The sequence below is a fragment of the Streptosporangium sp. NPDC053982 genome, from assembly GCF_055585205.1.
In genome coordinates, this window is record NZ_JBVJKQ010000010.1 from 61327 (window position 1) to 87904 (window position 26578).

Genomic DNA, 26578 nt, shown 5'->3' on the forward strand with positions numbered 1-26578 from the left:
TCGCGCGTCCGGCCGGGGAGGCGGGTCAGGGGGAGGAGATGCGGCTCAGGGAGGAGGGGATCTTGGAGGCGGCGGCGCGGTCCAGCAGGAACAGCGTCCGCTGCCGGCCCCGGGCCCCGGCCGCCGGGACCTGCATCGGCCCCGACTCCGACAGCGCCAGCCGTACGGCGCCCGCCTTGTCCTCACCCGCGACGATCACCCACACCTCGCGGGAGTTCCGGATGACCGGCAGGGTCAGCGAGACGCGGACGGGAGGCGGCTTGGGGGAGCCGTGCACCGCCACCACGGGCCGCTCGTCGTACAGCGCCGGCATCCCGGGGAACAGCGAGGCCACGTGCCCGTCGGGGCCCATGCCCAGCATCATGACGTCGAACGACGGCGCCGGCCCGTGGTCCTCCGGCCGGGCGGCGCGGCGCAGCTCCTCCACGTAGGCCTCGGCCGACTCCTCGGCGGTCATCCCCGAGTCGGGGCCGCGCATCGGGTGGACGCGGGCCGGATCGAGGTCGACGTGGTCGAGCAGGGCCCGCCGGGCGCCGGTCTCGTTGCGCTCGGGGTCGCCGTCGGGCAGGAAGCGCTCGTCGCCCCACCAGACGTCCAGGTTGCGCCAGTCGACGGCGTCGCGGGCCGGGCTGGCGGCGATCTCGGCCAGCGTCGCGGTGCCGACGGTGCCGCCGGTCAGCACCAGGGACGCCGACCCCTTGGCGGACTGGGCGTCGACGGTGCGGGTGATCACCCTCGCGGCGACGGCCTTGGCGAGCATGTCGGCGTCACGATGGACGATCACGGTGGGAACGCTCACGGAACCTCTCATTCAACGGGAAGTCGGTACGGCGGGCGAAGAGGGACGTGCGACAGCAGGCTCCCATCGGAGGACCGGCGACGCGAAGACGCCCCGCGGCGTGCCGCAGGGCGTCTCCCGCGTCGGCGGTCCCACCGGGAGACCGCCTCGGCGACCGCGCGGGCGCCCGGGACCGCCGGGCGCCCGCCGCGTCAGCCCTCCGGGCCGCCGCGGGCGATCCGCCGGATCGCCCCCTCGTAGATCTCGTCGGGGTCCAGCCGGCGCAGCTCCTCGGCCAGCAGTTCCGACAGCGGGCGGCGGGTCAGCGCGACCTGCCGGTCCGGCTGGCCGGGCCGCTGCAGGGTGGCCACCCGGGCGTCCTCGCGCAGGATGGCGATCTCCCCGCCGGGGGTCTCCAGCCGGACCGCGGTCAGGCCGGGTCCCGCGGAGTCGGCCACCTTGATCGGGACGCCGAGGCACCCGCCGAGCCAGGCCGCCAGCAGCGGGGCGCTGGCGTGCCCGGGAGCCGCCTCGACCGTGCCTCCGGTGACCTGGCTGACCTGCTGGTCGAACGCGGCGGCCAGCAGGCTCCGCCACGACGTCAGCCGGGTCCAGGCGAGGTCGGTGTCGCCCGGCAGGTAGGCGTCGGCGCGGGAGGAGATCGCCGCGACCGGGTCGGGCGCGGCGTGCGCGTCGACGATGCGGCGCTGGGCCAGAACGCCGATGGCGTCCTTGGACGGCGACTCCGGGCAGTGGCCCGGCCACCACGCCACCACCGGGGTGTCGGTGAGCAGCAGGGGGCTGACCACCGAGTCGGCGTGCCGGGTCAGCTCGCCGTACAGGCGCAGCAGGATCACCTCGCCCGGGGTGGACTCCCCGAGCCGGATCTCGGCGTCGAGCCGGTTCGGCTCGGACGCGTCGCGGGCGATGACGACCAGTATCCGGGAGGGGTGCTCCCGGGCGGCGTCGGTCGCGGCGCGGACCGCGTCGTACTGGTTGCTCTCGTCGCAGACGACGACCAGGGTCAGCACCATGCCGAGCGCGGGCGTGCCCATCTGGTGCCGCAGCTGGGTGAGCTGGGAGGAGATCTTCGACGCGGTCGTGCCGCTGAGCATGAAGTTCGCCATCTACAGCCTCCTCCACGCGCGGCCGTCACGGGCCATCATCTCGTCGGCCGAGGCCGGGCCCCACGTCCCGGAGGGGTACTCCTCCGGCGGGCCCTGCGACGTCCAGAACTCCTCGACCGGGTCGAGGATCTTCCACGACAGCTCGACCTCGCGCTGGTGCGGGAAGAGCGGCGGGTCGCCGATCAGCACGTCCAGCAGCAGCCGCTCGTAGGCCTCCGGGGAGGACTCCATGAACGACTCGCCGTAGGCGAAGTCCATCGAGACGTCCCGGACCTCCATGGCCGTGCCGGGCACCTTGGAACCGAAGCGCACCGTGATGCCCTCGTCCGGCTGGACCCGGACGACCAGGGCGTTCTGCCCCAGGATCTCGGTCTCGTCCTTGCTGAACGGCAGGTGCGGCGCGCGCTGGAACACCACGGCGACCTCGGTCACCCGGCGGCTCAGCCGCTTGCCGGTGCGCAGGTAGAACGGCACGCCCGCCCAGCGGCGGTTGGCGATCTCCAGCTTGACGGCGGCGTAGGTCTCCGTCGTGGAGTCCGGAGAGATGCCGGTCTCCTCGGTGTAGCCGACGACCGGCTCGCCGCCCTGCCAGCCGGCGGCGTAGCGGCCGCGCGCGGTGCCCAGGGCGAGGTCCTGCGGCAGCCGCACCGCCTTGAGGACCTTCTCCTTCTCCCGGCGCAGCGAGTCGGCGTCGAAGGACGTCGGGTCCTCCATCCCGACCAGCGCCAGCAGCTGGAGCAGGTGGTTCTGGATGACGTCGCGGGCCGCGCCGATGCCGTCGTAGTAACCCGCCCGGCCGCCGATGCCGATGTCCTCGGCCATCGTGATCTGGACGTGGTCGACGTAACCGCGGTTCCAGATCGGCTCGAACAGGTTGTTGGCGAAGCGCAGCGCCAGGATGTTCTGGACCGTCTCCTTGCCGAGGTAGTGGTCGATGCGGAACACCGAGCTCTCGGGGAAGACCGCGCTGGTGACGGCGTTGAGCTCCTGCGCGCTCTTCAGGTCGTGCCCGAACGGCTTCTCGATCACCACCCGCCGCCACGACCCGGGGGGCGCGTCGGCGAGGCTGGTCCGCTTGAGCTGCTCGATCACGACCGGGAAGAACTTCGGCGGCACCGACAGGTAGAAGCCGTAGTTGCCGCCGGTGCCCCGGGTCTCGTCGATCTCCTTGAGCATCATGGCCAGCGCGTCGAACGCGCCGTCGTCGGTGAACTCGCCGGGGCAGAAGAAGATGCCCTCCGACAGCTGCTTCCAGACCTCCTCGCGGAACGGCGTGCGCGCGTGCTCCTTGACGGCGTCGTGGGCCAGCCGCGCGAAGTCCTGGTCCTCCCAGTCGCGGCGGGCGAACCCGACCAGCGAGAAGCCGGGAGGCAGCAGCCCCCGGTTCGCCAGGTCGTAGATCGCCGGCAGCAGCTTCTTGCGCGCCAGGTCGCCGGTCACGCCGAACAGCACCAGCACGCACGGCCCGGCCACCCGAGGCAGGCGCTTGTCGCGCGGGTCGCGCAGCGGGTTGGCCGCCACCACCGCGTCGGTGGTGCCCGCGGTGGCCCCCGCCGAGGCGACGGCCACCGAGTCGGAGGTGTGCAGGTCATCGCCGCGGCGGGCGCCGTCCTCCGGCGTCCCGGCGCGCGACGCGGCGCGTGCCCCGTCGCGCGTCTCGGCGGACGTCTCAGCCGACGTGCCGGCGGATGCTTCGGCGGGCGCCGCGGACCGCCCGTCGCCCGTGCCGTCGGGAACGGCCGCCTCGGCGGCCTTCCCGGCTCTCTGCTTGCTCATTCAGACCTCCCGCGCTGCCTCTAGCAGGCGTGCGACCCCGGCGGCCCGGTCGGTCAGGTGCAGCCGCACCGCGGGCCGGCCGCGGTCGGCCAGCGCGCCCAGATCGCCCAGGGCCTGCGCGAGCTGGAGCCTGCCCAGGGTGTACGGCTTGCCCGGCACCTCGACGTCGGTCTCGTTCGCCCCGGTGATCTGGAGGAAGACGCCGTCCTGCGGGCCGCCCTTGTGGTACTGGCCGGTGGAGTGCAGGAACCGGGGACCCCAGCCGAAGGTCACCGGCCGGTCGGTGCGGACGGCCAGCAGCCCGCGCAGCGTGGCCGGGTCGGCCGCGCTCCAGGCGTCGGTCATCTCCTCGAACGAGGCGCCCTCGGCGTGCGGGGCGTCGAACGCGGCCTCCCTGTCGAGGTAGGCCATGACCGCGAGGTAGCCCCGCTCGGGGATGGCCTCCAGCAGCGCGGTGAGCACCTCGGAGAGGTCCTTGGGAGCCGGGGAGCCCGGCACCTCGCCGTACACCTCCACCGGGCCGTCCACCAGGACCGGCGTACCGGTCGGCGGCTCGGCGCGGTCGAGGATCTTGGCGGTGTTCTCCTTCGACTCGGCCACGTTGGGCTGGTTGAAGGGGTCGATGCCGATGACGCGGCTGGCGACGGCCGTGGCGTACTCCCAGATCAGGAACTGCGCGCCCAGCGGGCCGCTGACGGTCACGTCGCCGCCGGACTCGATCCCGGCGACCAGCTCGTCGTCGGTGTCGTTGGGGTCGGCGCCGACGACCGGCAGGATGCCCCGGCCCTGCTTGCCGGTGGACTCGGCGACCAGCTGCTCGATCCAGTCGGGCAGGCCGTTGATCTCCGCGAGGCTGTCCTCCAGGACGAGCTTGTCGCGCCCGGCGGCCGCGGCCGCGCCCAGGGCGGCGCCGAGCGTGAGACCCGGGTTGCCCTCCGCCTGGGCCAGCAGCGGGCGCACGGCCTCGGCGTCGTCGAGGAGCTTCTCGATGTCGGCCCCGGCCAGCGCGCTGGGCACCAGGCCGAACGCCGACAGGGCGCTGTAGCGGCCGCCGACGTTGGGGTCGGCCAGGATGACCGGGTAGCCCGCCTCGATGGCGGCCTGCTCCAGCGGCGATCCCGGGTCGGTGACCACGACGATCCGCTCGGCGGGGTCGATGCCCGCCTCGCGGAACGCCTGCTCGTAGATCCTGCGGTGGCTGTCGGTCTCGACGGTGCCGCCGCTCTTGCTGGCCACCACCACGATCGTGCGCTCCAGCCGGTCGGCCAGCGCGCGGCGCACCTGGCCGGGGTCGGTGGTGTCGAGCACGGTCAGCGGGACGTCCGCGGTGGTCGTGATGACCTCGGGCGCCAGGGAGGAGCCGCCCATGCCGGCCAGGACCACGTGGTCCAGGCCCTGGGCGCGGGCCCGCTCGACCAGCTTGCCGATCTCCGGCAGCAGCTCCCGGCTGGTCAGCGGGAGGTTGAGCCAGCCGAGGCGGATGGCCGCCTCGGCCTGCGCGTCCGGGCCCCACAGGCCGGGATCGCCGTTCGCCAGGGCCTGGTGGAAGCCCGTGGCGACGAGGTCCTTGACGGTCTCGGCGGCCCGCTCGGCCAGCCGCTCGTTGCCGATCGTCACGGATGCCGTCATGTGCCTCACGCCTTCCGCAGCTCGGACTCGACCGTGGCCAGCAGTTCCTTCCAGGACGCCTCGAACTTCTCCACGCCCTCACGCTCCAGCACGGCGACCACGTCGTCGTAGTCGATGCCGGCGTCCTTGAGCGCCGCCATGGTGTTCCAGGCGTCCTCGTAGGAGGGGCGGACCGTGTCGCCCTCGATCCGGCCGTGGTCGGCCGCGGCGTCGAGGGTCTTCTCCGGCATCGTGTTGACCGTGCCGGACGTGACGAGCTGGTCGACGTAGAGGGTGTCGGGGTAGCTGGGGTCCTTGGTGCCGGTGGAGGCCCACAGCGGGCGCTGCGGCCGGGCGCCGGCCTCCTTGAGGGCCTGCCAGCGCGGAGAGTTGACCACGTCCTCGTAGGCGGCGAAGGCCAGGCGGGCGTTGGCGACCGCGGCCTTGCCCTTGAGGGCCTTGGCCTCGGGCGTGCCGATCTCGTCGAGCCGCTTGTCGATCTCGGTGTCCACCCGGCTGACGAAGAAGGAGGCCACCGAGTCGATGCCGGAGAGGTCCAGGCCCTTCTCCTTCGCCTGCTCCAGGCCGGCCAGCCAGGCGTCCATCACCGCGCGGTAGCGCGCCAGGGAGAAGATCAGCGTGACGTTGACGCTGATGCCCTCGGAGATCGCCTTGGTGATCGCGGGCAGCCCCTCGACCGTGGCCGGAATCTTGATCATCGTGTTGGGGCGGTCGACCAGCCACCACAGGGCGCGCGCCTCGGCGATCGTCTTGTCCGTGTCCTTTGCCAGGCGCGGGTCCACCTCGATGGAGACCCGGCCGTCCAGGCCGCCGGTGGCGTCGTAGACCGGCCGCAGCACGTCGGCGGCCCAGCGGATGTCGTAGGTGGTGATCGCGCGCACCGCCTCCTCCAGGTCCACCCCCCGCACGGCGAGGTCGTGGATCTGGACGTCGTAGGCGTCGCCCTTGCTCAGCGCCGAGGCGAAGATCGTCGGGTTGGAGGTGACGCCGACCACGTGCTTGTCGCGGATGAGCCCCTCCAGGTTGCCGGTGCGCAGGCGCTCGCGGCTGATGTCGTCCAGCCAGATGGACACGCCCTGGTCGGAGAGGTTCTTCAGGATCTCGCTCATGATCAGTTTCCCGTCGTCTCGCCCTTGTCGGCCCCGACCCGGGCGAGGCTCGCCTTGGCGGCGGCGGCCACGCGCTCGGCGGTCAGGCCGAACTGCTCGTACAGGGTCTTGTAGGGAGCCGAGGCACCGAAGTGCTCCAGGCCCACCACTTCCCCTTCATCTCCCACGAACTGCCGCCAGCCCAGTGTGATTCCCGCCTCCACCGCGACGCGGGCGCGGACCGCCTTGGGCAGCACCAGCTGCCTGTACGCGGTGTCCTGCTCCTGGAACCACTCGACGCACGGCATCGACACCACGCGGGCCGGGATGCCCTCCTCCTCCAGCAGCTTCCGGGCCCCGACGGCCAGCTCGACCTCCGAGCCGGTGGCGATGAGGATGACCGCGGGCTGGCCGGTGGAGGCCTCCTCCAGCACGTAGGCGCCCTTGGAGACCTTGTCGTAGTCGAGGGTGCCCTCGTAGACCGGGAGGTTCTGCCGGGTCAGCGCCAGGCCGGCCGGGCGGTCGGTGTGCTCCAGGATGGCGCGCCAGGCGGCGGCCGTCTCGTTGGCGTCGGCCGGGCGGACGATGTCCAGCCCCGGGATGCCGCGCAGCGCCCACAACTGCTCGATCGGCTGGTGGGTCGGGCCGTCCTCGCCCAGGCCGATGGAGTCGTGCGTCCACACGTAGGTGACCGGCAGCTTCATCAGCGCGGCGAGCCGTACCGAGGGCCGCATGTAGTCGCTGAAGACCAGGAACGTGCCGCCGTAGGGGCGGGTGCCGCCGTGCAGCGCGATGCCGTTGAGGATCGCCCCCATGCCGTGCTCGCGGATGCCGAAGTGCAGCGTCCGGCCGTAACGGCTGCCGGGGAACTCCTTGGTCTGGAACTCCTCGGGGATGAAGGACGGCTCGCCCTTCATCGTGGTGTTGTTGGACTCGGCGAGGTCGGCCGAGCCGCCCCACAGCTCCGGCAGGACCGGCGCGAGGCTGTTGAGCACCTCGCCGGAGGCCTTGCGGGTGGCGACGGACGCGCCGGGCTCGAACGTCGGCAGCGCCTCGGTCCAGCCGGCCGGCAGCCGCCGGTGGCTGATCCGGTCGAACTCCGCGGCCCGCTCCGGGTTGGCCTCCCGCCAGCTCGCGTAGGCCCGCTCCCACTCGTGGCGGGCCGCCCGGCCGCGCTCGACGACCTCGCGGGTGTGCTCCAGCACCTCCGCGGGGACGTCGAAGCTCTTCTCCGGGTCCATCCCCATGATCTGCTTGGTGGCGGAGATCTCCTCGGCTCCCAGGGCCGAGCCGTGGGCCTTGCCGGTGTTCTGCTTGTTGGGCGCGGGCCAGCCGATGATGGTGCGCAGCCGGATGAACGACGGCCTGCCGGTCTCGGCGCGGGCGGCCTCCAGGGCCTGGTTCAGCGCCCCGACGTTCTCGCTGTACTCGCCGTCGCCGGTCCAGTCGACGGTCTGGACGTGCCAGCCGTAGGCCTCGTAGCGCTTGGTGATGTCCTCGCTCAGCGCGATCTGGGTGTCGTCCTCGATCGAGATGTGGTTGCTGTCGAAGACGACGACGAGGTTGCCCAGCCTCTGGTGGCCGGCGAGGGCGCTGACCTCGTGGCTGACGCCCTCCTCGATGTCGCCCTCGGAGGCGATGCACCAGATCATGTGGTCGAACGGGCTGGTGCCCTCGGGGGCGTCGGGGTCGAACAGGCCCCGCTCGCGGCGGGCGGCCATGGCCATGCCCACGGCGTTGCCGATGCCCTGGCCCAGCGGGCCGGTGGTGGTCTCCACGCCGACGGTGTGGCCGTGCTCGGGGTGACCCGGGGTGAGACTGTTCCACTGCCGCAGCGACTTCAGGTCGTCGAGGCTCAGGCCGTAGCCCGACAGGAAGAGCTGGATGTACAGGGTGAGGCTGGAGTGTCCGGCGGACAGGACGAACCGGTCGCGACCCACCCACGTCGGGTCGGAGGGATCGTGCCGCATCGCCTTCTGGAACAGGAGGTAGGCGGCGGGGGCCAGGCTCATCGCGGTGCCGGGGTGGCCCGACCCCGCTTTCTCTACCGCGTCCATCGCCAGAGCCCGTACGACGTCGACCGCCCTGCGGTCGAGGTCGTTCCATTCAAGGGTTGGCACGAGTTCGCTGCTCAAGTGCTCGATCTCCGGATCTTGTCGTGTGATGGTGGCGCCGGTTTGGCTTTTCCCGCCCACACCGGACCCTAACGGGTCGGCCTCCCCAGCGTCGCGCAGGCCGATCACCGGCGGCTCCGTCGGGCGCTCACCAGCGCGGACGACTCACGGGAGGTACCCCATGGCCGTCCGCTCACACCGCTTTCCGCACCCTGTGCCGGGACCGCCCCTCTCAGCAACTACAGTTGAGACCTCAAGGCTGGCTGGTGCCCGCATTCACGGATCCGCTCTAATCAGAGGTTACGCGTTGACCCCGCACGTGCTGGAAGCGCCTTAGATGGTGCTGACCGACAAGCAACCGACGACGGCCCCGCTTCACGCGGGCGCTGCGGCGTCCGCCGCTCCGCGCTCGTTCGGCGCCGTCGTGAAGGCATACGTCGCCCTCACCAAGCCGCGGATCATCGAACTGCTGCTGATCACGACGCTACCGGTGATGTTCATGGCCGCGCGGGGCCTCCCCCCGCTGTGGACGGCCGTCTCGACCCTGGTCTTCGGCACCCTGTCGGCGGGCAGCGCCAACGCGCTGAACTGCTACATCGACCGCGACATCGACGCGGCGATGCGCCGCACCCGCCGCCGGCCGCTGGCCCGCGAGCAGGTTCCGCCGGGCAACGCGCTGATCTTCGGCGTCGCCCTCGGCGTCCTGTCGACTCTTGGCCTGGGTTTTGCGGTGAACTGGCTCGCCGCCGGCCTCTCCCTGGCCGCGAACCTGTTCTACGTGTTCGTCTACTCGATGTTCCTGAAGCGCCGCACCTCGCAGAACGTCGTCTGGGGCGGCATCGCCGGCTGCATGCCGGTGCTGATCGGCTGGGCGGGCATCACCGGCGACCTCGACTGGGCCCCCGTGGTGCTGTTCGGGGTGGTGTTCTTCTGGACGCCCCCGCACACCTGGACCCTCGCCATGCGCTACCGGGAGGACTACGCCGCGGCGAAGGTCCCGATGCTGCCGGTGGTCGCCACCGAGCGCCGCGTGGTGCTGGAGAGCCTGGCCTACACCTGGGCCACGGTGCTGTGCTCGCTGCTGCTGTGGCCGGTGGCCCGCACCACCCTGCTCTACCCCGTCGTGGCGGCCGTCCTGGGCGGCGCCTGCCTGTGGGAGGTCTACCGCCTCCTCGGCCGGGTCAAGGCCGGCCGGACCGGTGTGGACCTGCGCCCGATGCGCTTCTTCCACTGGTCCAACGCCTACCTGGCGCTGCTCTTCCTCACCGTCGCCATCGACTCGATGTTCGTCTGACCCACCCGCTCCGTACGGACGTCCGGAGGCGGGCCGATGGCCGTCCCCGGCCAGGGCGCCCCCCGCGGGGGGCGGGATTGGGACACCTCGTGGTTGTTCCGTTACGGTTGCCACATGGCGAGCCGTGACCCCCGCTGGGTGCTGAGGGACCGCCCGTCCGTCGCGCTGATCTCCGGGCTCGTCGTGACCGGGCTGTGCGCGCTGGTGTCGTTCTCCTTCGACGTGCTCAACGGCGACCCGGTGTATTTCTTCATCGCGCTCGCCCTGGCACTGGCGCCCGTTCCGGTCCTGCTGGCGGCCGTGCTGGCCCTGGACCGCATGGAGCCCGAGCCGCGCAGCAACCTCGTCTTCGCCTTCGCCTGGGGCGCGGGGGTGGCGGTGCTCGTCGCCGGCGTGATCAACTCCTTCAACCTGCTCTACATCGAGAACGCCGCCCAGCTGGGCCCGGGCGCGGCCCGCGCCGTCGCGGCCACCTTCGGCGCGCCGGTGGTCGAGGAGACCATGAAGGGCCTGGTGCTGCTGGGCCTGCTGCGGTTCCGGCGGGCCGAGCTGGACGGGCCCACCGACGGCGTCATCTACGCGAGCATGGTCGGCCTGGGCTTCGCGATGAGCGAGAACGTCAGCTACTACATCGCCGCCCTGTCGGAGGCCGGCACGCACGGCCTGGCGGTGACGGTCGTGCTGCGGGGCGTGCTGTCGCCGTTCGCCCACCCGCTGTTCACCTCGATGATCGGCGTCGCGGTGGCCTACGCCGCGCTGCGCCGGGGTCCGGGCCGGACCTGGGTGGTCCTGGCGGGCTGGGCCGGGGCGATGCTGCTGCACGGCATCTGGAACGGCTTCACCACCTACGCCGGCATCACCGGCCTGGCCGTGGCCTACCTGCTGCTGATGGTCGTGCTGGTGGTGCTCATCGTGATCGTCTTCCGCGACCGCAAGCGCATCGTCGCCCTGATCCAGACCTACCTGCCCGCCTACCAGCCGACCGGCCTGGTGGGCCCGTACGACGTCTTCATGCTCTCGTCGCTGCCGGCCCGCCGCCAGGCGCGCGACTGGGCCAAGAACCACGGCGGCCGGGCCGGGCGGCGGGCGATGAGCGACTTCCAGCTCGCCGCGACCGAGCTGGGACTGCTGCACGAGCGGGCCCGGCGCGGCGTGATCGACGAGCGGACGTTCGACGAGGAGCAGCAGGCGCTGCTGCGCTGCATCGCCGGCGCCCGCGCCTCCTTCCCCGCGCCCGCGCGGACCGTCCCGCCCGTCCGCTGAGCCCGCCGTACGGCCGCGGTGGGCCCGCCGGGTGAGCCCGTACGGCCGACCGGCCCCGTACGGTCGCCCGACCCCCGCACGGCTTTCGGTCGACCGAAGGGCTGCTCAGGGCGCGCCTGCGGCCCGCAGGGCGGCGTCCAGGGTCGTCTCGCGCGGTCCGGCGAAGGTCGGGGAGGAGCGCAGCGCCGTGTCCAGCAGGGCCTTGGCCGAGGCGCCGAACTCGCGGACGGCGTAGGCGTAGGTGGTGGAGGCCCACCGCAGCGAGGAGTCGTCGCCGACGCCGAAGGCCGACAGCCCCGCCGCCCGGCACAGCGCGACGGCCCTGGGCAGATGGAACACCTGGCTCACCACGGTCACCCGGGTGGCCCCGAACACCTCGCGGGCCCGCACGCACGAGTCCCAGGTGTCGAAGCCGGCGTAGTCGAGGACGAGCGCTTGGCCGGGGACGCCGCGGGCGAGGAGGTAGTCGCGCATCACGGTCGGCTCGTCGTAGCCGGGGCGGCCGTTGTCGCCCGACAGCAGGATCGCCCGGACCCTGCCCGCCCGGTACAGCTCGGCGGAGACGTCCAGACGGCGGGCGAGCATGGGGGTGGGGGTCCGGCCGTTGACCCTGGCGCCCAGCACCAGCGCCACCGGCGCCGGCGGGACCTCCGAGAGCCAGCCGGGGGAGGCGTCGGCGACCGCCCGGTGCCCGGAGCTGGCCAGCCACGCCCAGGTCATCGGGGCGAGCGCCAGCACGCTCGACAGGACGGCCGCCAGATAGGAACGCCGGAGAAGCCCGCGAGACAACTGCATGCCCCCATTGTCCCGTCGCGCGGGCTCGCTGTCCCGATCATGCCGGGACGTGACCAGATCACCTGGTGCGGTGACCATGAACGTTCACCGGGTGGACAACACGCCGGCTTGGCCGCGCTCACGTTGATCCATGCGGTTGCCGATCTCGTTGTTGTATGGTCTGAAATCCACAAATATCGGGGGAGAGCAAGGCTGTGGAGCGCGAAACACTGCTCGGTTACCTGGACTCGCAGCGCAAGCACGTCCTGGGCATCCTGGACGGCCTTGGCGAGGGGGACCTACGCAAGGCGGTGCTGCCGTCCGGTTGGTCACCCCGCGACCTGGTGCACCATTTGACCTGGTCCGAGGCGCTTTGGTTTCGTGGAGCGATGACCGCCGATCGCCAGGTCATCGACACGCTCGTGGCCGGCGAGTTCGGTTGGAAGGTCCCCGAGGAGTGCTCCGGCGCGGACGTGCTCGCACGGTATCGACAGACGATCGAGCAGTCGAACAGGGTCATCGGGGCGACGGCGATCGATGCCGTGCTGGCCTGGTGGCCGACGAAGATGTTCGGTTCGGGGCCATGGCGGCTGGGGTCTTTGCGCGAAGTGCTGATGCACGTGATCGTCGACACTGCGACGCACGCCGGACAGCTCGACGCGGTCCGGGAGCTGATCGACGGGCGGCAGTGGCTGGTCAACGACGACCGACCGGCCGCAGATCACTGAACTCGGTGAACGCTGGTGCGCTCACCGGGGTTGATCATGCCGCTGCTCGGCGTGGTCGGCCCCAGCGTTGCCGGCGTTCGCTGCGGATGCGGGCGCGTTCGCGGCGTTGGGCGGCCAGGACGTCGGGGTGCAGGGAGGGGAGGATGTCAACACGGGTCAGTCCCTCCATGTCGACGGCGGATGGCTGCTGCACTGAAAGGACGCCCGCATGCGGGAACGAGTCCGTGGCGTTCTGGTCACCCCGACCGGGTGCCTGTTGACCATCAGACGTCTCCGACCCGGCGTCGCACCGTACTGGGTGCTGCCCGGCGGCGGAGTCGAGGACGGCGACGCGAGCCTGGAGGCGGCGCTGCACCGGGAGATCCGCGAGGAACTCGCCGGAGCCGCCACCGTCCACGCGCTGATCCACATCGAGGACGGGGACGACCGCCAGTACTTCTTCCTGGCCCGGATCCATTCCTGGGATTCGGCTCGCCGGGACGGGCCGGAGTTCGCCGACCCGGCGCGTGGCGAGTACGTCGTCGAGGAGGTCCCGCTCACCTCGGCGGGTCTCGCCGGAATCGACCTCGTGCCGGCCTCCGTCGCCCGCCTGCTGGCCGACCATGCCCACGAGCTGTTCCGGCTCCCCGACCTAAGGGTGGCCCCGGCCTGACCCGGCGCGGGAACGGCCTTCTTCTCCTGACCACGCCGGACGCGACCGGGCCTCCCGTCGTCGGGGCGGCTCCGGTCACGCTCTGACGCGGTCGGTAGGCCCGTCGCCCGTTGCGAGCCCGGTCAGGCCGGGACGGGGGTGAGTCTCTCCGGTTCGGCGGAGGGGACGGCGAGCGCGGGCCGGGTCCGCAGGGCGTACACCGCGCGCAGCGTGAAGATCCACACCAGCGTCGCCCCCAGCACGTGCACACCGACCAGTACGGCGGGCACGGCCAGGAAGTACTGGACGTATCCCACGACCCCCTGGGCCAGCTCCACGCCCAGCAGTACCAGCGCCGCGCGCCGCGCGTGGGCCGGGGCTCCGCTGACCCGCAGGGTGAGCAGCAGGGCGAGGGTGAGTCCGAGGACGACGTAGACGACGTCGGCGTGGAGCCGGACCACCGCCTGGATGTCGAACGGGAACCGGGTGGCGATCTGGTCGCCGGAGTGGGGGCCGGTGCCGGTCACCACGACGCCGACCACCAGCAGCACCGCCACGGCGGCGACCAGCACGCGGCCGAGGATCCGGATGTCGCGGTGGACCAGCGGCTCGGGGGCGCCGTCGCCCTCCCCGGCGCGGGCGTAGAGGGCGAAGCAGGCGGCGATCAGGGCGATGGAGAGCAGGAAGTGCACGCTCACCGTGACCGGGTTGAGCGCGCTGCGCACGACGAGGCCGCCCCAGAGGGCCTGCGCGACCACGCCGGCCGGCTGTACCAGTGCGAGGCCGATGAGGACCCGGCGGCGGGGCGAGAGCCGCGCCGCCGCGATCAGGCAGCCCAGGCCGGCGGCCAGGACCATGAAGGTCAGCAGCCGGTTGCCGAACTCGACGGCCATGTTGGTCGCCGAGATGCCCTCGTGGGCGGTCGGCAGCAGGCTCTCGGGGGTGCACCGGGGCCAGGTCGGGCAGCCGAGGCCCGACTTGGTGACCCGTACGGCCGCGCCGGTCACGGTGATTCCGGCGTTGGCCACCACCGCGGCCAGCGCCCAGCGGCGCATGGTGGCGGTCGTGGGCGACCACACGGACAGCCACATGCCCGCGGCACGGTGACGAGCCTGGTCGAAAAGGTGGTTCACGGCTCACATGCTAGGCGGCGCGAGGGATGGTCCCGCCTTCGCCCCCGGGTCCTCGGGAGCGGCGGGGCCGCGCGCCGGACGCCCCGGCGGAGGCCGTACGGGGCCGGGGCGGTGGGGGAAGGCCGGGGCGACGGGGCAGGGCGTGGGAGGTGAGGGCGGCGGAGGGTGGAATCAGGACGGGAAGGCATTGATCGCCCTTGAGGTATGTGACATAGTACCGGCGGGCCGGACGAGGAAACGAGGTGGGCCGTGCCGGATGTCGTCGTGATCGGCGCCGGGGTCGTGGGCGCCGCCTGCGCCCACTACGCGGCGCGGGCCGGGCTCGACGTGGTCGTGCTCGACCGCGGGCCGGTGGCGGGCGGCACGACCGGAGCAGGGGAGGGCAACGTGCTGGTCTCCGACAAGGAGCCCGGCCCCGAACTGGACCTGGCCGTGCTCTCCGCCGGCCTGTGGCGCGAGCTGGCCGGGCTCGGCGGGTTCGAGTACGAGCCCAAGGGCGGCCTGGTCGTCGCCGAGGACGACGCGGTGCTGTCCGCCCTCACCGCGCTGGCGGCCGGGCAGGGCGTCGAGCACACCGTGGTCGAGCCCGGAGGGCTCGCCGACTACGAGCCCCACCTGGCCCCGGGCTTCGCCGGGGGCGTCTTCTACCCCCAGGACGCCCAGGTCCAGCCCATGCTGGCCGCGGCCACGCTGCTCCGCGAGGGCGCCCTGGACGCCCGGGGAGCCGGGCACGGCACGCTGAGCCTGCGCACCGGCGTCACGGTCACCGGCTTCCTCCGCGACGGCGAGCGCGTCACCGGCGTGCGGACCGACCACGGCGACATCCCGGCCGGGGCCGTCGTCAACGCCGCCGGCACCTGGGGCGGCGAGGTCGCCGCGCTGGCCGGGGTGTACCTGCCGATCCTGCCGCGGCGCGGGTTCATCCTGGTCACCGAGCCGCTCGACGAGCCGCTCGTGCTGCACAAGGTCTACACCGCCGCCTACGTCACCAACGTCGCCAGCGACTCGGAGGGCCTGGAGACCTCGGCCGTGGTCGAGGGCACCCCGTCGGGACCGGTCCTCATCGGCGCCAGCCGCGAACGGGTCGGCTTCGACCGCACGGTCTCGATCCCGGTCCTGGAACGGCTCGCCCGCCAGGCCGTCGAGCTGTTCCCCGCGCTGGCGGCGCGCCGGGTGATCCGCGCCTACTGCGGATTCCGCCCCTACTGCCCCGACCACCTCCCGGTGATCGGCGAGGACCCCAGGGCCCCGGGCCTGCACCACGCCTGCGGCCACGAGGGCGCGGGCATCGGCCTGGCCCCGGCCACCGGGCACCTGATCGCCCAGGCCCTGACCGGCGTCCGGCCTGGCCTCGACCTGGACCCCTTCCGCCCGGACCGCTTCGAGCCGGACGGTTCCGGCACCGGAACACCCGCGAAGGAGGACTGATGCGGTCACCGTACGAGCTCGTGGGGGCGCGTCCCGACCCCGCGTTCGAGATCAGCGTGGACGGCAGGGCCGTCCCCGTCGTCCCCGGCCAGAGCGTCGGCGCCGCGCTGCACGCCGCGGGTGTCCGCTCCTGGCGCTCCACCCGGTTCGGGGGCCGTCCCCGGGGACTGTTCTGCGGCATCGGGGTCTGCTTCGACTGCCTGGTCACCGTCAACGACGTCCCCGCCCTGCGGGCCTGCGTGACCGAGGCCCGCCCCGGCGACCGGGTCCGCACGTCCGCGGCGGACCCCGGCCCGGAGGTGCTCGGACGGTGACGCGCACGTACGACCTGGCCGTCATCGGCGCGGGCCCCGCCGGGGTCGCCGCCGCGCTGGAGGCTTCCCTCGCCGGGCTGGACGTCGTGGTGATCGACGCCGCGCCCCGGCCCGGCGGCCAGTACCACCGCCACCTGCCCGAGACCTTCCACGCCCGGCGACCCGGGGCGCTGCACCACGGCCTGGAGCGGTTCATGCGGCAGTGGGAGGCGCTGCGGTCGCGCGCCGAGACGCTGCTCGGCCACCGCGTCTGGGCGGTCGAACGGACCGGCGGCGCGGCGGGCGCCACGGCGGGCCCCACCGAGGACGCCCCGGCGGACGACGCGGTGAACGGTGTGGCGAGCGGCTCGGCGGGTTCCGCCGCCGGAACGGTGGACGGTGCGGCGGGCGCCGCGGTGATCGTGCGGTGCCTGGCCGGGGACCGCGAGGAGCGGCCCCGCACCGTCCACGCCCGCGCGCTGCTGATAGCCGCCGGAGCGCACGACCGCCCGCTGCCGTTCCCCGGCTGGGACCTGCCCGGCGTGCTCACCGCCGGCGGGGCCCAGGCGCTGCTCAAGGGCTCCCTCGTCGTGGCCGGCCGCAGGGTCGTGGTCTCCGGGACGGGTCCCTTCCTGCTGCCGGTCGCCGCCGGGCTGGCCAGGGCCGGCGCCGACGTGCGCGGCGTCTACGAGGCGGGCGGCCGGTTCGGCCTGGCCCGGCACCCGCTGCTCGCCGCGGGCAAGGCCGCCGAGGCCGCCGGCTACGCCGCCGTCCTGGCCCGCCACCGGGTGCCCTACCGCGGCCGCCACGCGGTCGTCGCCGCGCACGGCGAGGACGCGTTGACCCACGTCACCGTCGCCCGGCTCGACGCGGACTGGCGGCCGGTCGCGACGAGGACCGTCGAGTGCGACACCCTCGCCTTCGGCTACGGGTTCGTCCCCCAGCTGGAGCTGCCCGTCCAGCTGGGCTGCGCGACCCGCCGCGACGCCGACGGCACCCCCGTCGTCGCGGTGGACGCGGGCCGGCGCACCAGCGTGGCCGGCGTCTACGCGGCGGGGGAGACCACCGGAGTGGGCGGCGCGGAGGCGGCCGAGGCCGAGGGCCGCCTGGCCGGCCGTACCGTCGCCGCCGACCAGGGCCGTCGCGTCCCGCCGCTGCCCGCCCTGGCGCGGCGCGTGGACCGGCTCGCGGCCTTCGCGCGGGCGCTGCACGAGGCCTACCCGGTACGGCCCGGCTGGCGCGACTGGCTGCGCGACGACACCCTGGTCTGCCGCTGCGAGGAGGTGCCGCTGTCGGCCGTGCGCGAGGCACGCCGCCTGGGCGCCGTCGACGCGCGCTCCGTGAAACTCCTGGCCCGGCCCGGCATGGGCTGGTGCCAGGGCCGCATGTGCGGCTACGCCGTGGCGTGCCTGGCGGGCGAGGACCCCGCCGCGCCGCGGCGCCCGATCGCCCAGCCCGTCCGGCTCGGCGACCTCGCCGGCCTGGAACACCCCCCTTCGGAAGGATGACCGTGATGACCCGTGAGAAGCCCTGGCGCGGAGTGATGGTGGCCACCGCGCTGCCGCTCGGCGGCGAGGACCTGGCGCCCGACTTCGGCCGCTACGCCGAGCACTGCCGCTGGCTGGTCGCCGGCGGCTGCGACGGCGTGGTGCCGAACGGCTCGCTGGGCGAGTACCAGACGCTGACCGCCGAGGAGCGGGCCCGTGTCGTGGAGACCGCGGTCGAGGCGGTCGGCGGTGACCGCGTCATGCCGGGGATCGCCGCCTACGGCGCGCTGGAGGCGCGCCGCTGGGCCGAGCAGGCCCGCGACGCCGGGTGCGGGGCGGTCATGCTGCTGCCGCCCAACGCCTACCGGGCCGACGAGCGGGCCGTGCTGGAGCACTACCGCGAGGTCGCCCGGGCGGGCGTGCCGATCGTGGCCTACAACAACCCCTTCGACACCAAGGTGGACCTCACCCCCGCGCTGCTGGCCCGCCTCCACGAGGAGGGGCTGATCGTGGCGGTCAAGGAGTTCACCGGCGACGTGCGCCGGGCCTACGAGCTGGCCGAGCTGGCCCCGGGCCTGGACCTGCTGGTCGGCTCCGACGACGTGCTGGTGGAGCTGCTGCTGGCCGGCGCGGTCGGCTGGGTGGCCGGTTACCCCAACGCGCTGCCCGAGTCGTGCGCGGCCCTGTACGCCGCGGCCGCGGCCGGTGACCTGGCCACCGCGCTGCCGCTGTACCGTTCGCTGCACCCGCTGCTGCGCTGGGACTCCAAGACCGAGTTCGTCCAGGCCATCAAGCTGTCCATGGACCTGGCCGGCCGGCCGGGCGGCCCGTGCCGCCCGCCGCGCACACCGCTGACCCCCGAGCAGGAGGCCGCGGTGCGCACCGCGACCGAGAAGGTCCTGGCGGAGGGCCTGCGCTAGCACCGCGGGTCCTGAGGGCGCCCGCCGTACCTCCCCGGCAGGGGAGGCCGAACGTCCCCGAGGGAGGGAGACCGAGCCCTCCCGAGGGGGAACCGAACGTCCCCGAGGAGGGGGAGATGAGAACGAAACGGGTCTTCCACGCGGTGGACTCCCACACCGAGGGCATGCCCACCCGGGTGATCACCGGGGGGGTGGGGGTCATCCCCGGGGCCACCATGGCCGAGCGCCGCGAGCACTTCCTGGCCGAGATGGACCACGTCAGGACCCTGCTGATGTACGAGCCGCGCGGCCACTCGGCCATGAGCGGCGCCATCCTGCAGCCGCCCACCCGGCCCGACGCCGACTACGGCGTGCTCTACATCGAGGTGTCCGGCTGCCTGCCGATGTGCGGCCACGGCACCATCGGCGTGGCGACCGTGCTGGTGGAGACCGGGATGGTCGAGGTCGTCGAGCCGGTCACCACCATCCGGCTCGACACCCCCGCCGGGCTGGTCGTCGCCGAGGTGCGCGTCGAGGACGGCGCGGCCGTCGCGGTCACCATCGTCAACGTGCCCTCCTTCAGCGCCGGCCTGGACCGGGTGGTCGAGGTGCCCGGCCTGGGGGAGGTCCGCTACGACCTGGCGTACGGCGGCAACTTCTACGCGATCGTGCCGATCGAGTCGGTGGGCCTGCCGTTCGACCGCGCCGCCAAGGACCGCATCCTCGGCGCGGGGCTGGAGATCATGAAGGCGGTCAACGAGCAGGACGAGCCGGTCCATCCGCTGGACGACGGCATCCGGGGCTGCCACCACGTGCACTTCACCGCCCCGGGGTCCGACGCCCGCCGCTCGCGGCACGCGATGGCGATCCACCCCGGCTGGTTCGACCGTTCGCCGTGCGGCACCGGCACGAGCGCCCGGATGGCGCAGCTGCACGCCCGGGGCGAGCTGGGCCTGGACACCGACTTCGTCAACGAGTCGTTCATCGGCACCCGGTTCGTCGGGCGGCTCGTCGCGGAGACGGAGGTGGCGGGCCGGCCCGCGGTGGTCCCGGCCATCACCGGGCGGGCGTGGGTCACCGGGACCGCGCAGTACTTCCTCGACCCGCGCGACCCCTTCCCCGCGGGCTTCCTGCTCTGATCCGGGTGTGATCCCGGGCCGGGTCCTGACCCGGCCCGGCCCGCACCCGCCTCCGTCGTCCCGTGCCCCGGTACGGCGGGCCGTTCCGCACCGGCCCGCCGTACCGGTTCCGCGTGCCGTGCCGCGGGCGTCCGCGGGGTGCCGGACGCCGGTAGATGAAGGTTCGGGACGAGAAGGCTAACGGTCTTGTTTCGGTCCTTGACGGCTCAGGGCCCACCTATGTGCAATGTCACACATCACTAGCCGTGAGGAGCCGCACATGCGTGCCATCCCCCTTGCCCCCATCGCCTCGCTGGCCGCCGTGGCCCTGCTCGCCACCGGATGTGGCCAGGGGCTGCTCGGCGGCGGCGACGGAGGCGACACCGCCAAGACGAACGAGCCGATCGTCCTCGGAATGCTGATCCCCCAGTCGGGCAGCGAGGCCGCGATCGGCCCCTATATGAGCAACGCGGCCCAGCTCGCCGTGGACGAGATCAACGCCAAGGGCGGGGTCCTCGGCCGAAAGCTGGAGCTCAAGACCGCCGACGACGCCTGCGACGCCCAGTCCGCGGCGGCCGGAGCCAACAAGCTGGTCACCGAGGGGGTGGACGTCTCGGTCGGAGGATACTGCTCCGGCGCGACGCTGCCCACCCTTCCCATCTTCGGGAAGTCGAACATACCGATGATCATCCCGGCGGCCAACTCCCAGGAGCTGGTCGACCAGAAGCTCAAGCACGTCTTCCTCATCAACGGCACCGGCACCCAGCAGGCCGCCGCCGCCGAGAAGTGGATGACCAAGCAGGGCGCCAAGAGCGTCGCGCTGATGCACGACAACACCAGCTACTCCAAGGACATCGCGCTGCGCACCAAGACCCTGCTGGACGCCCCCGGCGGCCCCGACACCGCGCTCGTCGAGGCGGTGACCCCCAAGGAGAGCGACTACAGCGCCAACATCACCAACGTGCTGGCCAAGAAGCCCGACTTCGTCTACTGGACCGGCTACTTCCAGGAGGGCGGCCTGATCGCCCGCCAGCTCCGCCAGGCCGGGTACAAGGGCTCCATCATGGTCGGCGACGGCTCGGTCTCGCCCAAGCTCGTCGAGATCGCCGGGCCCGAGGCCGCCGAGGGCGTCTACGCCACCATGACCCAGACCCCCGACACCCTGGAGGGCGCCGAGGGCTGGATCGAGGCGTACAAGAAGAAGTTCGGCACCGAGCCCGGCCCCTACTCCAACCAGGCCTACGACGCCGTAAGGCTGGCCGCCGAGGCCGTCGGCAAGGCGGGCGGCACCGACGGCGCCAAGGTCATCTCGGCGCTGGAGGCGATCGACGGGTTCCAGATGTTCTCCGGCCCGCTGAAGTTCACCCCCGAGCACACCCTGTCCAACGGCGGCTTCCAGATCCTGGTCGTCAAGGACGGCAAGATCACCCTGCAGGACTCCCTGAAATGACGCAGCTCATCTGGAACGGGCTGTTCGTCGGCTCGTTCTACGCCCTGGTGGCGCTGGGCTACAGCATGGTCTACGGGATCATCAAACTGCTCAACTTCGCCCACGGCGACCTGTACATGCTCGGCGCGTTCGCCGGCTTCGCCATCCTCGGCGCGGTCGGCGGCGTGTCCTCCTCGATGGCGCTGCCGGTGCTGCTGGCCGTACTGGTGGTCACCATGGCCGTCACCGGCCTGGCCGGGGTGGCGCTGGAACGGATCGCCTACCGGCCCCTGCGCCGCGCCCCCCGCCTCTCCCTGCTGATCACCGCGGTCGGCGCGTCCTTCGCCCTGGAGTACGGCATGCGCGCCGCCGCCGGGGCCGACCCGCGGGTCTACCCGCTGCGGCTCGGCGGCACCTCGCTGGAGGTCGCCGGGGCCAGGCTGACGCTCGCGCAGCTCGTCCTGGTCGGGGTGGCCGTGGTCCTGATGATCGGGCTGAACCTGCTGGTCACCCGGACCCGCGAGGGCCGCGCCATGCGGGCCATCGCCCTGGACCCGGCCACCAGCTCGCTGATGGGCATCGACGTCAACGCCGTCATCTCCCGGACCTTCTTCATCGGCTCGGCCCTCGCCGGAGCCGCCGGGGTGATGGCGGGCGCCTACTACGGCAAGATCGACTTCCTGATGGGGTTCCTGATCGGGCTCAAGGCGTTCACCGCGGCCGTCATCGGCGGCATCGGCAACATCCCCGGCACGATGCTCGGCGGGCTGGTGCTCGGCCTGCTGGAGTCGTTCGGCACGTTCTGGCTGGGCGGCGAGTGGCGCGACGTCTTCGCCTTCGGGGTGCTGATCCTGTTCCTGACCGTGCGGCCCACCGGCCTGCTCGGCGAACGCGTGACGGAGCGAGTGTGACCCGCATCCCCGACGCCACCCCCGAAGACGTCAAGACCCCGGAGGTCCGCCGCCGCGGCGCCGGCAAGCCGCCCACCCGCGCCTCCCGGCTGCTGCAGAACCGCCGGGCCGGGCTGGCCGGCCTGCTCGTCGCGCTGCTCGCGCCGTTCGTCGACGCCACGCCGTACGCGCTGTCGGTCATGACCAGCGCGGCCATCTTCGTGATGCTCGCGGCCGGGCTGAACATCGTGGTCGGCTACTGCGGCCTGCTCGACCTCGGCTACGTCGCGTTCTTCGCGGTCGGCGCCTACACCAGCGGCGTGCTGGCCACCCGCCTGGACCTGCCGCTGGTGGCCACCGTGCCGGCCGTCATCGTCGTGACGGTCGTCGCGGGCGTCGTCATCGGCGCGCCCACCCTGCGGCTGCGCAGCGACTACCTCGCCATCGTCACCCTCGGCTTCGGCGAGATCATCCGGATCACCGCCAACAACCTGGACGTCACCGGCGGCCCCTCGGGCATCTACGGCATCCCCGGCCTGACCGGGAGCCCGGTCGCGTTCTACTACCTGACCGTGGTCGTCGTCGCGCTGGCCGTCCTCGGCGCCGCCCGGCTGGGCCGCTCCCGCATCGGCCGGGCCTGGCGGTTCGTCCGCGAGGACGAGGACGCCGCCGAGGCCATGGGCGTGCACACCTACCGCGTCAAGCTCGCCGCCTACATCGCCGGCGCCGTCTGGGGCGGCCTGGCCGGGGTGCTGTTCGCCGCCCACCTGTCGGCGATCTCCCCGGGCAGCTTCACCTTCCTGCAGTCGGCCCTGGTGCTGATGGCCGTCGTCCTGGGCGGCATGGGCTCGATCCCCGGCGTCGTCATCGGCGCCATCGTGATCAGCATCCTGCCGGAGATCCTCCGCGACCTGGCCGACTACCGGTTCTTCCTGTTCGGAGTCCTGCTCATCGCCGTCATGCTGCTGCGCCCGCAGGGGCTGTGGCCCGCCCGGTCCAAGGAGGTCCCGTGACGACCCTGCTCAGCGTTTCGGACCTGCGCCTGGCCTTCGGCGGGCTGCTGGCCATCGACGGGCTGACGTTCTCGGTGAACGAGGCGGAGGTCGTCTCGGTCATCGGGCCCAACGGCGCCGGCAAGACCTCGGCGTTCAACTGCGTCACCGGCTTCTACCGCCCCACCGCCGGGGAGATCACCCTGCGCGGCCGGAGCCTGCGCGGCCTGCGGCCGTCGGCCGTCGCCGCGCTCGGCGTCGCCAGGACCTTCCAGAACCTGCGCCTGTTCGGCGAACTGTCGGTCCTGGACAACGTACGGGCCGGCGCCCACCTGTGGCTGCGGCAGAACGTCCTGGACGCGCTGCTGCACACCCCCCGCTACCGCCGCTCCGAACGCGAGTGCACCGAGCAGGCCCACCACTGGCTCGACTTCGTCGGCCTACGCGGCGACCGGTACGGCGAGGCCCGCCACCTGCCCTACGGCGAGCAGCGCCGCGTCGAGATCGCCCGGGCGCTGGCCCGCCGCCCCGACCTGCTGCTGCTCGACGAGCCCGCCGCCGGCCTCAACCACGGCGAGAAGACCGAACTGCTCGACCTGATCCGCCGCATCCAGGCGCTGGGCGTGGCCATCGTCCTCATCGAGCACGACATGGGCCTGGTCATGGAGGTCTCCGAGCGCGTGGTCGTGCTCAACTTCGGCAAGGAGATCGCCGACGGCCGCCCGGAGGACGTGCGCCGTGACCCGGCCGTCATCGAGGCCTACCTCGGGAGCGACACCCATGCTTGAGATCAGCGGACTCGACGTCCACTACGGCGGCGTGCACGCCCTGCGGGGGCTGTCGCTCACCGTCGGGCAGGGCGAGATCGTCGCCCTGCTCGGCAACAACGGCGCCGGCAAGACCACCACGCTGGCGGCGGCCTCCGGGCTGGTACGGCCCAGCGGCGGCACGGTCGTCTTCGACGGCCACGACGTCACCGGCGCGAAGCCGCACCGCGTCACCGCCCTGGGCCTGGTCCACGTCCCCGAGGGCCGCCGGGTCTTCAGCACCCTCACCGTCCACGAGAACCTCCAGATCGGCGGCTACCTCGTCCGCGACCAGGCCGAGGTGCGACGGCGGATCGACCGGGTCTACGGGCTGCTGCCCCGGCTGGCCGAGCGGCGCGCCCAGCAGGGCGGCACGCTGTCCGGCGGCGAGCAGCAGATGCTCGCCATCGGCCGGGCCCTGGTCACCGGGCCCAGGACGCTGCTGCTCGACGAGCCGTCCATGGGGCTGGCCCCGCTGGTGGTGGCGTCGGTGATGGAGCTGATCGCCCAGATCAACGCCGAGGGCACCTCGGTGCTGCTCGTCGAGCAGAACGCCACCGCCGCGCTCGGCATCGCCCACCGCGGCTACGTGATCGAGAACGGCGAACGCGTGCTGGAGGGACCGGCCGCCGAGCTGCGCGACGACCCCCGGGTGGTCGAGGCGTACCTGGGCGGCGTCTGACGGCACCGTGGGGCGTCCCACGGCGTCCCACGGCGTCCCACAGTGCCGCACGGTGCCGCACGGCGCCGCGTCCCGGAGCAGGACCTTCACGGGGCCGCCCCGGGGAGAAGACCCCACGGAGGGCGGCCCCGCACCGGGCCGGAACGACAGAACGGGAGAACATGCGGATCCACACGGTGGACTACCACACCGGCGGCGAGCCGTTCCGGATCGTCACCGCCGGGACGCCGGACATCCCCGGCGGCACCGTCCTCGAACGCCGCGAGGCGGCGCGGGCCCCCGAGGTCGACGCCGTGCGGCGGCTGCTCTGCCACGAGCCGCGCGGCCACGCCGACATGTACGGCTGCTTCCTCGTCCCGCCGGACGACGACGGAGCCCACCTCGGCGTGCTGTTCTGGCACAAGGACGGCTACTCCACCGCCTGCGGGCACGGCACCATCGCGCTCGGCGTCCACGCCGCCGAGACCGGCCTGGTCCCGACCGACCCGGACGGTGAGACCGATGTCGTGGTGGACGTCCCCTCCGGACGGGTGACGGCCCGGGTGCGCCGCTCGGCGGGCCGCGTCGAGGCCGTCACCTTCCGCAACGTCCCCTCCTACGTGCTCGCCAGGGACGTCGCCCTCGGCCCGCTCGCCGCCGCGGCCGGCCCGGCCGCGTCCGTCCCCGGACTCCCCGGCCTGGCCGGGGTGACCGCCGACGTCGCCTACGGCGGGGCCGTCTACGCCTCCGTCCCGGCCGCCGCGTTCGGCCTCAGCGTGGCCCCCGAGCACCTGACCGCGCTGATCGCGCTCGGCCGGGCCGTCAAGGCCGCCCTGGCCGGCCATCCCGCCGCCCGCCACCCGCGGGACGAGAGGCTGTCGGGGATCTACGGCGTCATCTTCCACGACGAGGCGGGCCCGGGCCACCAGCGCAACGTGACGGTCTTCGCCGACGGAGAGGTGGACCGTTCGCCCTGCGGCTCGGGCACCGCCGCCCGGCTGGCGCTGCTGCACGCCGACGGCTTCACCGGCACGCTCGTCCACGAGGGCGTCGTGGGGACCTCCTTCCGGGCGTGGGTGGCCGAGGAGACGGAGGAGGGCGTCGTCCCCGAGATCGAGGGCATGGCCTACCGCACCGGCGAGCACCGCTTCACCCTGGACCCGTGTGACCCGCTGGGCACCGGGTTCACGCTCCGATGAGCACGCCCCCCTACCTGGACGGGCCGGCGCTGCGCGAGCTGGTGCCGATGGCCGCGGCCGTACGGGTCCTGGAGGAGGCGCTGCTCGCCGGGCTCGACCCCGAGGACGGCCCGCGGCGGCCCGTCGTGGAGGTCCCCGCCGGGCAGCTGCTGCTGATGCCCGCCGCCTGGGGCCGCTTCGCCGGGATCAAGGTGGCCGGCGTCGCCCCGGGCAACCCCGCCCGCGGCCTGCCCCGGATCTGCGGCACCTACCTGCTGATGGACGGCGAGACCCTCGTCCCGCTGGCCCTGCTGGACGGAGCCGCCCTCACCGCGCTGCGCACCCCGGCCGTCTCGGCGCTGGCCGTACGGCACCTGGCCGCCGGGGACGCCGGGCACCTGACGGTGTTCGGCACCGGGCCGCAGGCGTGGGGGCACGTGGAGGCGCTGCGGACGGTCCGGCCGCTGCGGCGCGTGACCGTGGTCGCCCGGGATCCGGTCCGGGCGGGGGAGTTCGCCGCCCGCTGCGCCGCCGCGGGCCTGCGGGCCGACGCCGTGCCCGCCGCCGCGTACGCGGCCCCGTCCGGCGCGGCGTCCGGCGCGTACGGAGTCCCCGGCGGCGCGACGGCGGGCGCGGAGCCCGGAGCGGCGCACGTCGTGGCCGATCCCGGACAGGGCGGTCTCGTGGCCTGCTGTACCACCTCCAGGACCCCGTTGTTCGACGGTAGGATGATCCGCGACGGCGTGACCGTGATCGCGGTCGGCTCCCACGAGCCGGACGCCCGGGAGATCGACGACGATCTCGTCGCACGGTCCACCGTGGTCGTCGAGGCGCGCCGCGCCGCCCTCGCCGAGGCGGGTGATCTGGTCATCCCGCTGCGGAACGGTACGATCACCTCCGGTCATCTCGCCGGGAACCTCGCGGACCTGGTCACCGGCGCCGTGTCCCCCGGCCCGGGGCCGCGGGTGTTCAAGAGCGTGGGCATGGCATGGGAGGACCTGGTGGTGGCGGGAGCCGCCTACGAGGCGTGGCTGCGGGCCCGGATGACGAGATGAGAGGCGC

At 73.3% G+C, this 26578-nt stretch carries 24 protein-coding genes; 16 read left to right on the top strand and 8 right to left on the bottom strand.

Annotated features, from left to right (window positions below):
- Positions 1-25 precede the first annotated feature (25 nt).
- From pgl to tkt, 6 genes are all read right to left on the bottom strand, one after another.
- Complete coding sequence (pgl, locus tag ACZ6W9_RS19310; protein WP_470118899.1) at positions 26-799, bottom strand: 6-phosphogluconolactonase; 774 nt, start codon at positions 797-799, stop codon at positions 26-28.
- Between the two features lie 191 nt (positions 800-990).
- Positions 991-1905, bottom strand: coding sequence for a glucose-6-phosphate dehydrogenase assembly protein OpcA (locus ACZ6W9_RS19315; protein ID WP_389968318.1), 915 nt, complete (start codon positions 1903-1905; stop codon positions 991-993).
- The gene (gene zwf / locus ACZ6W9_RS19320; RefSeq protein WP_389968316.1) at positions 1906-3681 is read right to left on the bottom strand and encodes a glucose-6-phosphate dehydrogenase; all 1776 of its coding nucleotides are present in this window, start codon (positions 3679-3681) and stop codon (positions 1906-1908) included.
- Positions 3682-5310 (bottom strand): glucose-6-phosphate isomerase, encoded by a 1629-nt coding sequence (locus ACZ6W9_RS19325; RefSeq protein ID WP_470118902.1) that lies wholly within the window; start codon positions 5308-5310, stop codon positions 3682-3684. It lies immediately after the preceding gene.
- A 5-nt stretch (positions 5311-5315) separates the two neighbouring features.
- Positions 5316-6419: a transaldolase gene (gene tal, locus ACZ6W9_RS19330; RefSeq protein ID WP_389968312.1), complete on the bottom strand. Its 1104-nt coding sequence runs from the start codon at positions 6417-6419 to the stop codon at positions 5316-5318.
- A gap of 2 nt (positions 6420-6421) precedes the next feature.
- Entirely contained in the window at positions 6422-8455 is a 2034-nt protein-coding gene (tkt, locus tag ACZ6W9_RS19335) for a transketolase (protein WP_389968425.1), read from the bottom strand.
- Positions 8456-8849: 394 nt separating this feature from the next.
- Between tkt and ACZ6W9_RS19340 the strand changes: the two genes are divergently transcribed.
- Together ACZ6W9_RS19340 and ACZ6W9_RS19345 are read left to right on the top strand one after the other, a co-directional pair.
- Positions 8850-9806, top strand: coding sequence for a heme o synthase (locus ACZ6W9_RS19340; RefSeq protein ID WP_389968310.1), 957 nt, complete (start codon positions 8850-8852; stop codon positions 9804-9806).
- A 114-nt stretch (positions 9807-9920) separates the two neighbouring features.
- Positions 9921-11069: a PrsW family intramembrane metalloprotease gene (locus tag ACZ6W9_RS19345; protein WP_470118904.1), complete on the top strand. Its 1149-nt coding sequence runs from the start codon at positions 9921-9923 to the stop codon at positions 11067-11069.
- A 105-nt stretch (positions 11070-11174) separates the two neighbouring features.
- Here the strand turns inward: ACZ6W9_RS19345 and ACZ6W9_RS19350 are convergent, their stop codons facing one another.
- Positions 11175-11864: a SanA/YdcF family protein gene (locus tag ACZ6W9_RS19350; protein WP_389968306.1), complete on the bottom strand. Its 690-nt coding sequence runs from the start codon at positions 11862-11864 to the stop codon at positions 11175-11177.
- A gap of 194 nt (positions 11865-12058) precedes the next feature.
- On the opposite strand from ACZ6W9_RS19350, the gene ACZ6W9_RS19355 reads away from it, so the two are divergent.
- A complete protein-coding gene (locus tag ACZ6W9_RS19355) occupies positions 12059-12571 on the top strand; it encodes a DinB family protein (protein WP_470118906.1) in 513 nt (170 codons plus the stop codon).
- A 208-nt stretch (positions 12572-12779) separates the two neighbouring features.
- A complete protein-coding gene (locus ACZ6W9_RS19360) occupies positions 12780-13223 on the top strand; it encodes an NUDIX hydrolase (RefSeq protein WP_389968302.1) in 444 nt (147 codons plus the stop codon).
- Between the two features lie 122 nt (positions 13224-13345).
- Here the strand turns inward: ACZ6W9_RS19360 and ACZ6W9_RS19365 are convergent, their stop codons facing one another.
- Positions 13346-14335 (bottom strand): COX15/CtaA family protein, encoded by a 990-nt coding sequence (locus ACZ6W9_RS19365; RefSeq protein ID WP_470118907.1) that lies wholly within the window; start codon positions 14333-14335, stop codon positions 13346-13348.
- 249 nt (positions 14336-14584) lie between these two features.
- Here ACZ6W9_RS19365 and ACZ6W9_RS19370 point away from each other — a divergent pair, with 249 nt between their 5' ends.
- From ACZ6W9_RS19370 to ACZ6W9_RS19425, 12 genes are all read left to right on the top strand, one after another.
- On the top strand, positions 14585-15763 hold the full coding sequence (locus ACZ6W9_RS19370) for an NAD(P)/FAD-dependent oxidoreductase (RefSeq protein WP_389968298.1): 1179 nt from the start codon (positions 14585-14587) through the stop codon (positions 15761-15763).
- Positions 15763-16077, top strand: a complete 315-nt coding sequence (locus ACZ6W9_RS19375; RefSeq protein WP_470118908.1) for a (2Fe-2S)-binding protein — start codon at positions 15763-15765, stop codon at positions 16075-16077. Before ACZ6W9_RS19370 ends, ACZ6W9_RS19375 begins: the two co-directional genes overlap by 1 nt.
- A complete protein-coding gene (locus ACZ6W9_RS19380; protein WP_470118910.1) occupies positions 16074-17564 on the top strand; it encodes an FAD-dependent oxidoreductase in 1491 nt (496 codons plus the stop codon). The genes ACZ6W9_RS19375 and ACZ6W9_RS19380 overlap by 4 nt, the downstream gene beginning before the upstream one ends.
- A 5-nt stretch (positions 17565-17569) precedes the next feature.
- The gene (locus ACZ6W9_RS19385) at positions 17570-18463 is read left to right on the top strand and encodes a dihydrodipicolinate synthase family protein (protein WP_362946049.1); all 894 of its coding nucleotides are present in this window, start codon (positions 17570-17572) and stop codon (positions 18461-18463) included.
- A 116-nt stretch (positions 18464-18579) separates the two neighbouring features.
- Positions 18580-19581 (top strand): proline racemase family protein, encoded by a 1002-nt coding sequence (locus tag ACZ6W9_RS19390; RefSeq protein WP_362947511.1) that lies wholly within the window; start codon positions 18580-18582, stop codon positions 19579-19581.
- A gap of 259 nt (positions 19582-19840) precedes the next feature.
- Positions 19841-21010: a branched-chain amino acid ABC transporter substrate-binding protein gene (locus ACZ6W9_RS19395; protein WP_470118912.1), complete on the top strand. Its 1170-nt coding sequence runs from the start codon at positions 19841-19843 to the stop codon at positions 21008-21010.
- A complete protein-coding gene (locus ACZ6W9_RS19400) occupies positions 21007-21900 on the top strand; it encodes a branched-chain amino acid ABC transporter permease (RefSeq protein WP_362944052.1) in 894 nt (297 codons plus the stop codon). Before ACZ6W9_RS19395 ends, ACZ6W9_RS19400 begins: the two co-directional genes overlap by 4 nt.
- Positions 21897-22892: a branched-chain amino acid ABC transporter permease gene (locus ACZ6W9_RS19405; protein WP_470118915.1), complete on the top strand. Its 996-nt coding sequence runs from the start codon at positions 21897-21899 to the stop codon at positions 22890-22892. Before ACZ6W9_RS19400 ends, ACZ6W9_RS19405 begins: the two co-directional genes overlap by 4 nt.
- Complete coding sequence (locus ACZ6W9_RS19410; protein WP_362944056.1) at positions 22889-23659, top strand: ABC transporter ATP-binding protein; 771 nt, start codon at positions 22889-22891, stop codon at positions 23657-23659. Before ACZ6W9_RS19405 ends, ACZ6W9_RS19410 begins: the two co-directional genes overlap by 4 nt.
- Positions 23652-24359, top strand: coding sequence for an ABC transporter ATP-binding protein (locus ACZ6W9_RS19415; RefSeq protein ID WP_362944058.1), 708 nt, complete (start codon positions 23652-23654; stop codon positions 24357-24359). Before ACZ6W9_RS19410 ends, ACZ6W9_RS19415 begins: the two co-directional genes overlap by 8 nt.
- Positions 24360-24520: 161 nt before the next feature.
- The gene (locus ACZ6W9_RS19420; RefSeq protein WP_470118917.1) at positions 24521-25537 is read left to right on the top strand and encodes a proline racemase family protein; all 1017 of its coding nucleotides are present in this window, start codon (positions 24521-24523) and stop codon (positions 25535-25537) included.
- Positions 25534-26571, top strand: coding sequence for an ornithine cyclodeaminase family protein (locus ACZ6W9_RS19425; protein ID WP_389968282.1), 1038 nt, complete (start codon positions 25534-25536; stop codon positions 26569-26571). Before ACZ6W9_RS19420 ends, ACZ6W9_RS19425 begins: the two co-directional genes overlap by 4 nt.
- The last annotated feature ends 7 nt before the right edge of the window (positions 26572-26578 follow it).

Excerpts from the sequence above, each read along its gene's own strand:
- ACZ6W9_RS19315 (WP_389968318.1), bottom strand. The coding sequence starts at position 1,905 with ATGGCGAACTTCATGCTCAGCGGCACGACCGCGTCGAAGATCTCCTCC.
- zwf (WP_389968316.1), bottom strand. The coding sequence starts at position 3,681 with ATGAGCAAGCAGAGAGCCGGGAAGGCCGCCGAGGCGGCCGTTCCCGAC.
- ACZ6W9_RS19325 (WP_470118902.1), bottom strand. The coding sequence starts at position 5,310 with ATGACGGCATCCGTGACGATCGGCAACGAGCGGCTGGCCGAGCGGGCC.
- tal (WP_389968312.1), bottom strand. The coding sequence starts at position 6,419 with ATGAGCGAGATCCTGAAGAACCTCTCCGACCAGGGCGTGTCCATCTGG.
- tkt (WP_389968425.1), bottom strand. The coding sequence starts at position 8,455 with ATGGACGCGGTAGAGAAAGCGGGGTCGGGCCACCCCGGCACCGCGATG.
- ACZ6W9_RS19340 (WP_389968310.1), top strand. The coding sequence starts at position 8,850 with ATGGTGCTGACCGACAAGCAACCGACGACGGCCCCGCTTCACGCGGGC.
- ACZ6W9_RS19345 (WP_470118904.1), top strand. The coding sequence starts at position 9,921 with ATGGCGAGCCGTGACCCCCGCTGGGTGCTGAGGGACCGCCCGTCCGTC.
- ACZ6W9_RS19350 (WP_389968306.1), bottom strand. The coding sequence starts at position 11,864 with ATGCAGTTGTCTCGCGGGCTTCTCCGGCGTTCCTATCTGGCGGCCGTC.
- ACZ6W9_RS19360 (WP_389968302.1), top strand. The coding sequence starts at position 12,780 with ATGCGGGAACGAGTCCGTGGCGTTCTGGTCACCCCGACCGGGTGCCTG.
- ACZ6W9_RS19375 (WP_470118908.1), top strand. The coding sequence starts at position 15,763 with ATGCGGTCACCGTACGAGCTCGTGGGGGCGCGTCCCGACCCCGCGTTC.
- ACZ6W9_RS19385 (WP_362946049.1), top strand. The coding sequence starts at position 17,570 with ATGACCCGTGAGAAGCCCTGGCGCGGAGTGATGGTGGCCACCGCGCTG.
- ACZ6W9_RS19390 (WP_362947511.1), top strand. The coding sequence starts at position 18,580 with ATGAGAACGAAACGGGTCTTCCACGCGGTGGACTCCCACACCGAGGGC.
- ACZ6W9_RS19395 (WP_470118912.1), top strand. The coding sequence starts at position 19,841 with ATGCGTGCCATCCCCCTTGCCCCCATCGCCTCGCTGGCCGCCGTGGCC.
- ACZ6W9_RS19400 (WP_362944052.1), top strand. The coding sequence starts at position 21,007 with ATGACGCAGCTCATCTGGAACGGGCTGTTCGTCGGCTCGTTCTACGCC.
- ACZ6W9_RS19415 (WP_362944058.1), top strand. The coding sequence starts at position 23,652 with ATGCTTGAGATCAGCGGACTCGACGTCCACTACGGCGGCGTGCACGCC.
- ACZ6W9_RS19420 (WP_470118917.1), top strand. The coding sequence starts at position 24,521 with ATGCGGATCCACACGGTGGACTACCACACCGGCGGCGAGCCGTTCCGG.
- ACZ6W9_RS19425 (WP_389968282.1), top strand. The coding sequence starts at position 25,534 with ATGAGCACGCCCCCCTACCTGGACGGGCCGGCGCTGCGCGAGCTGGTG.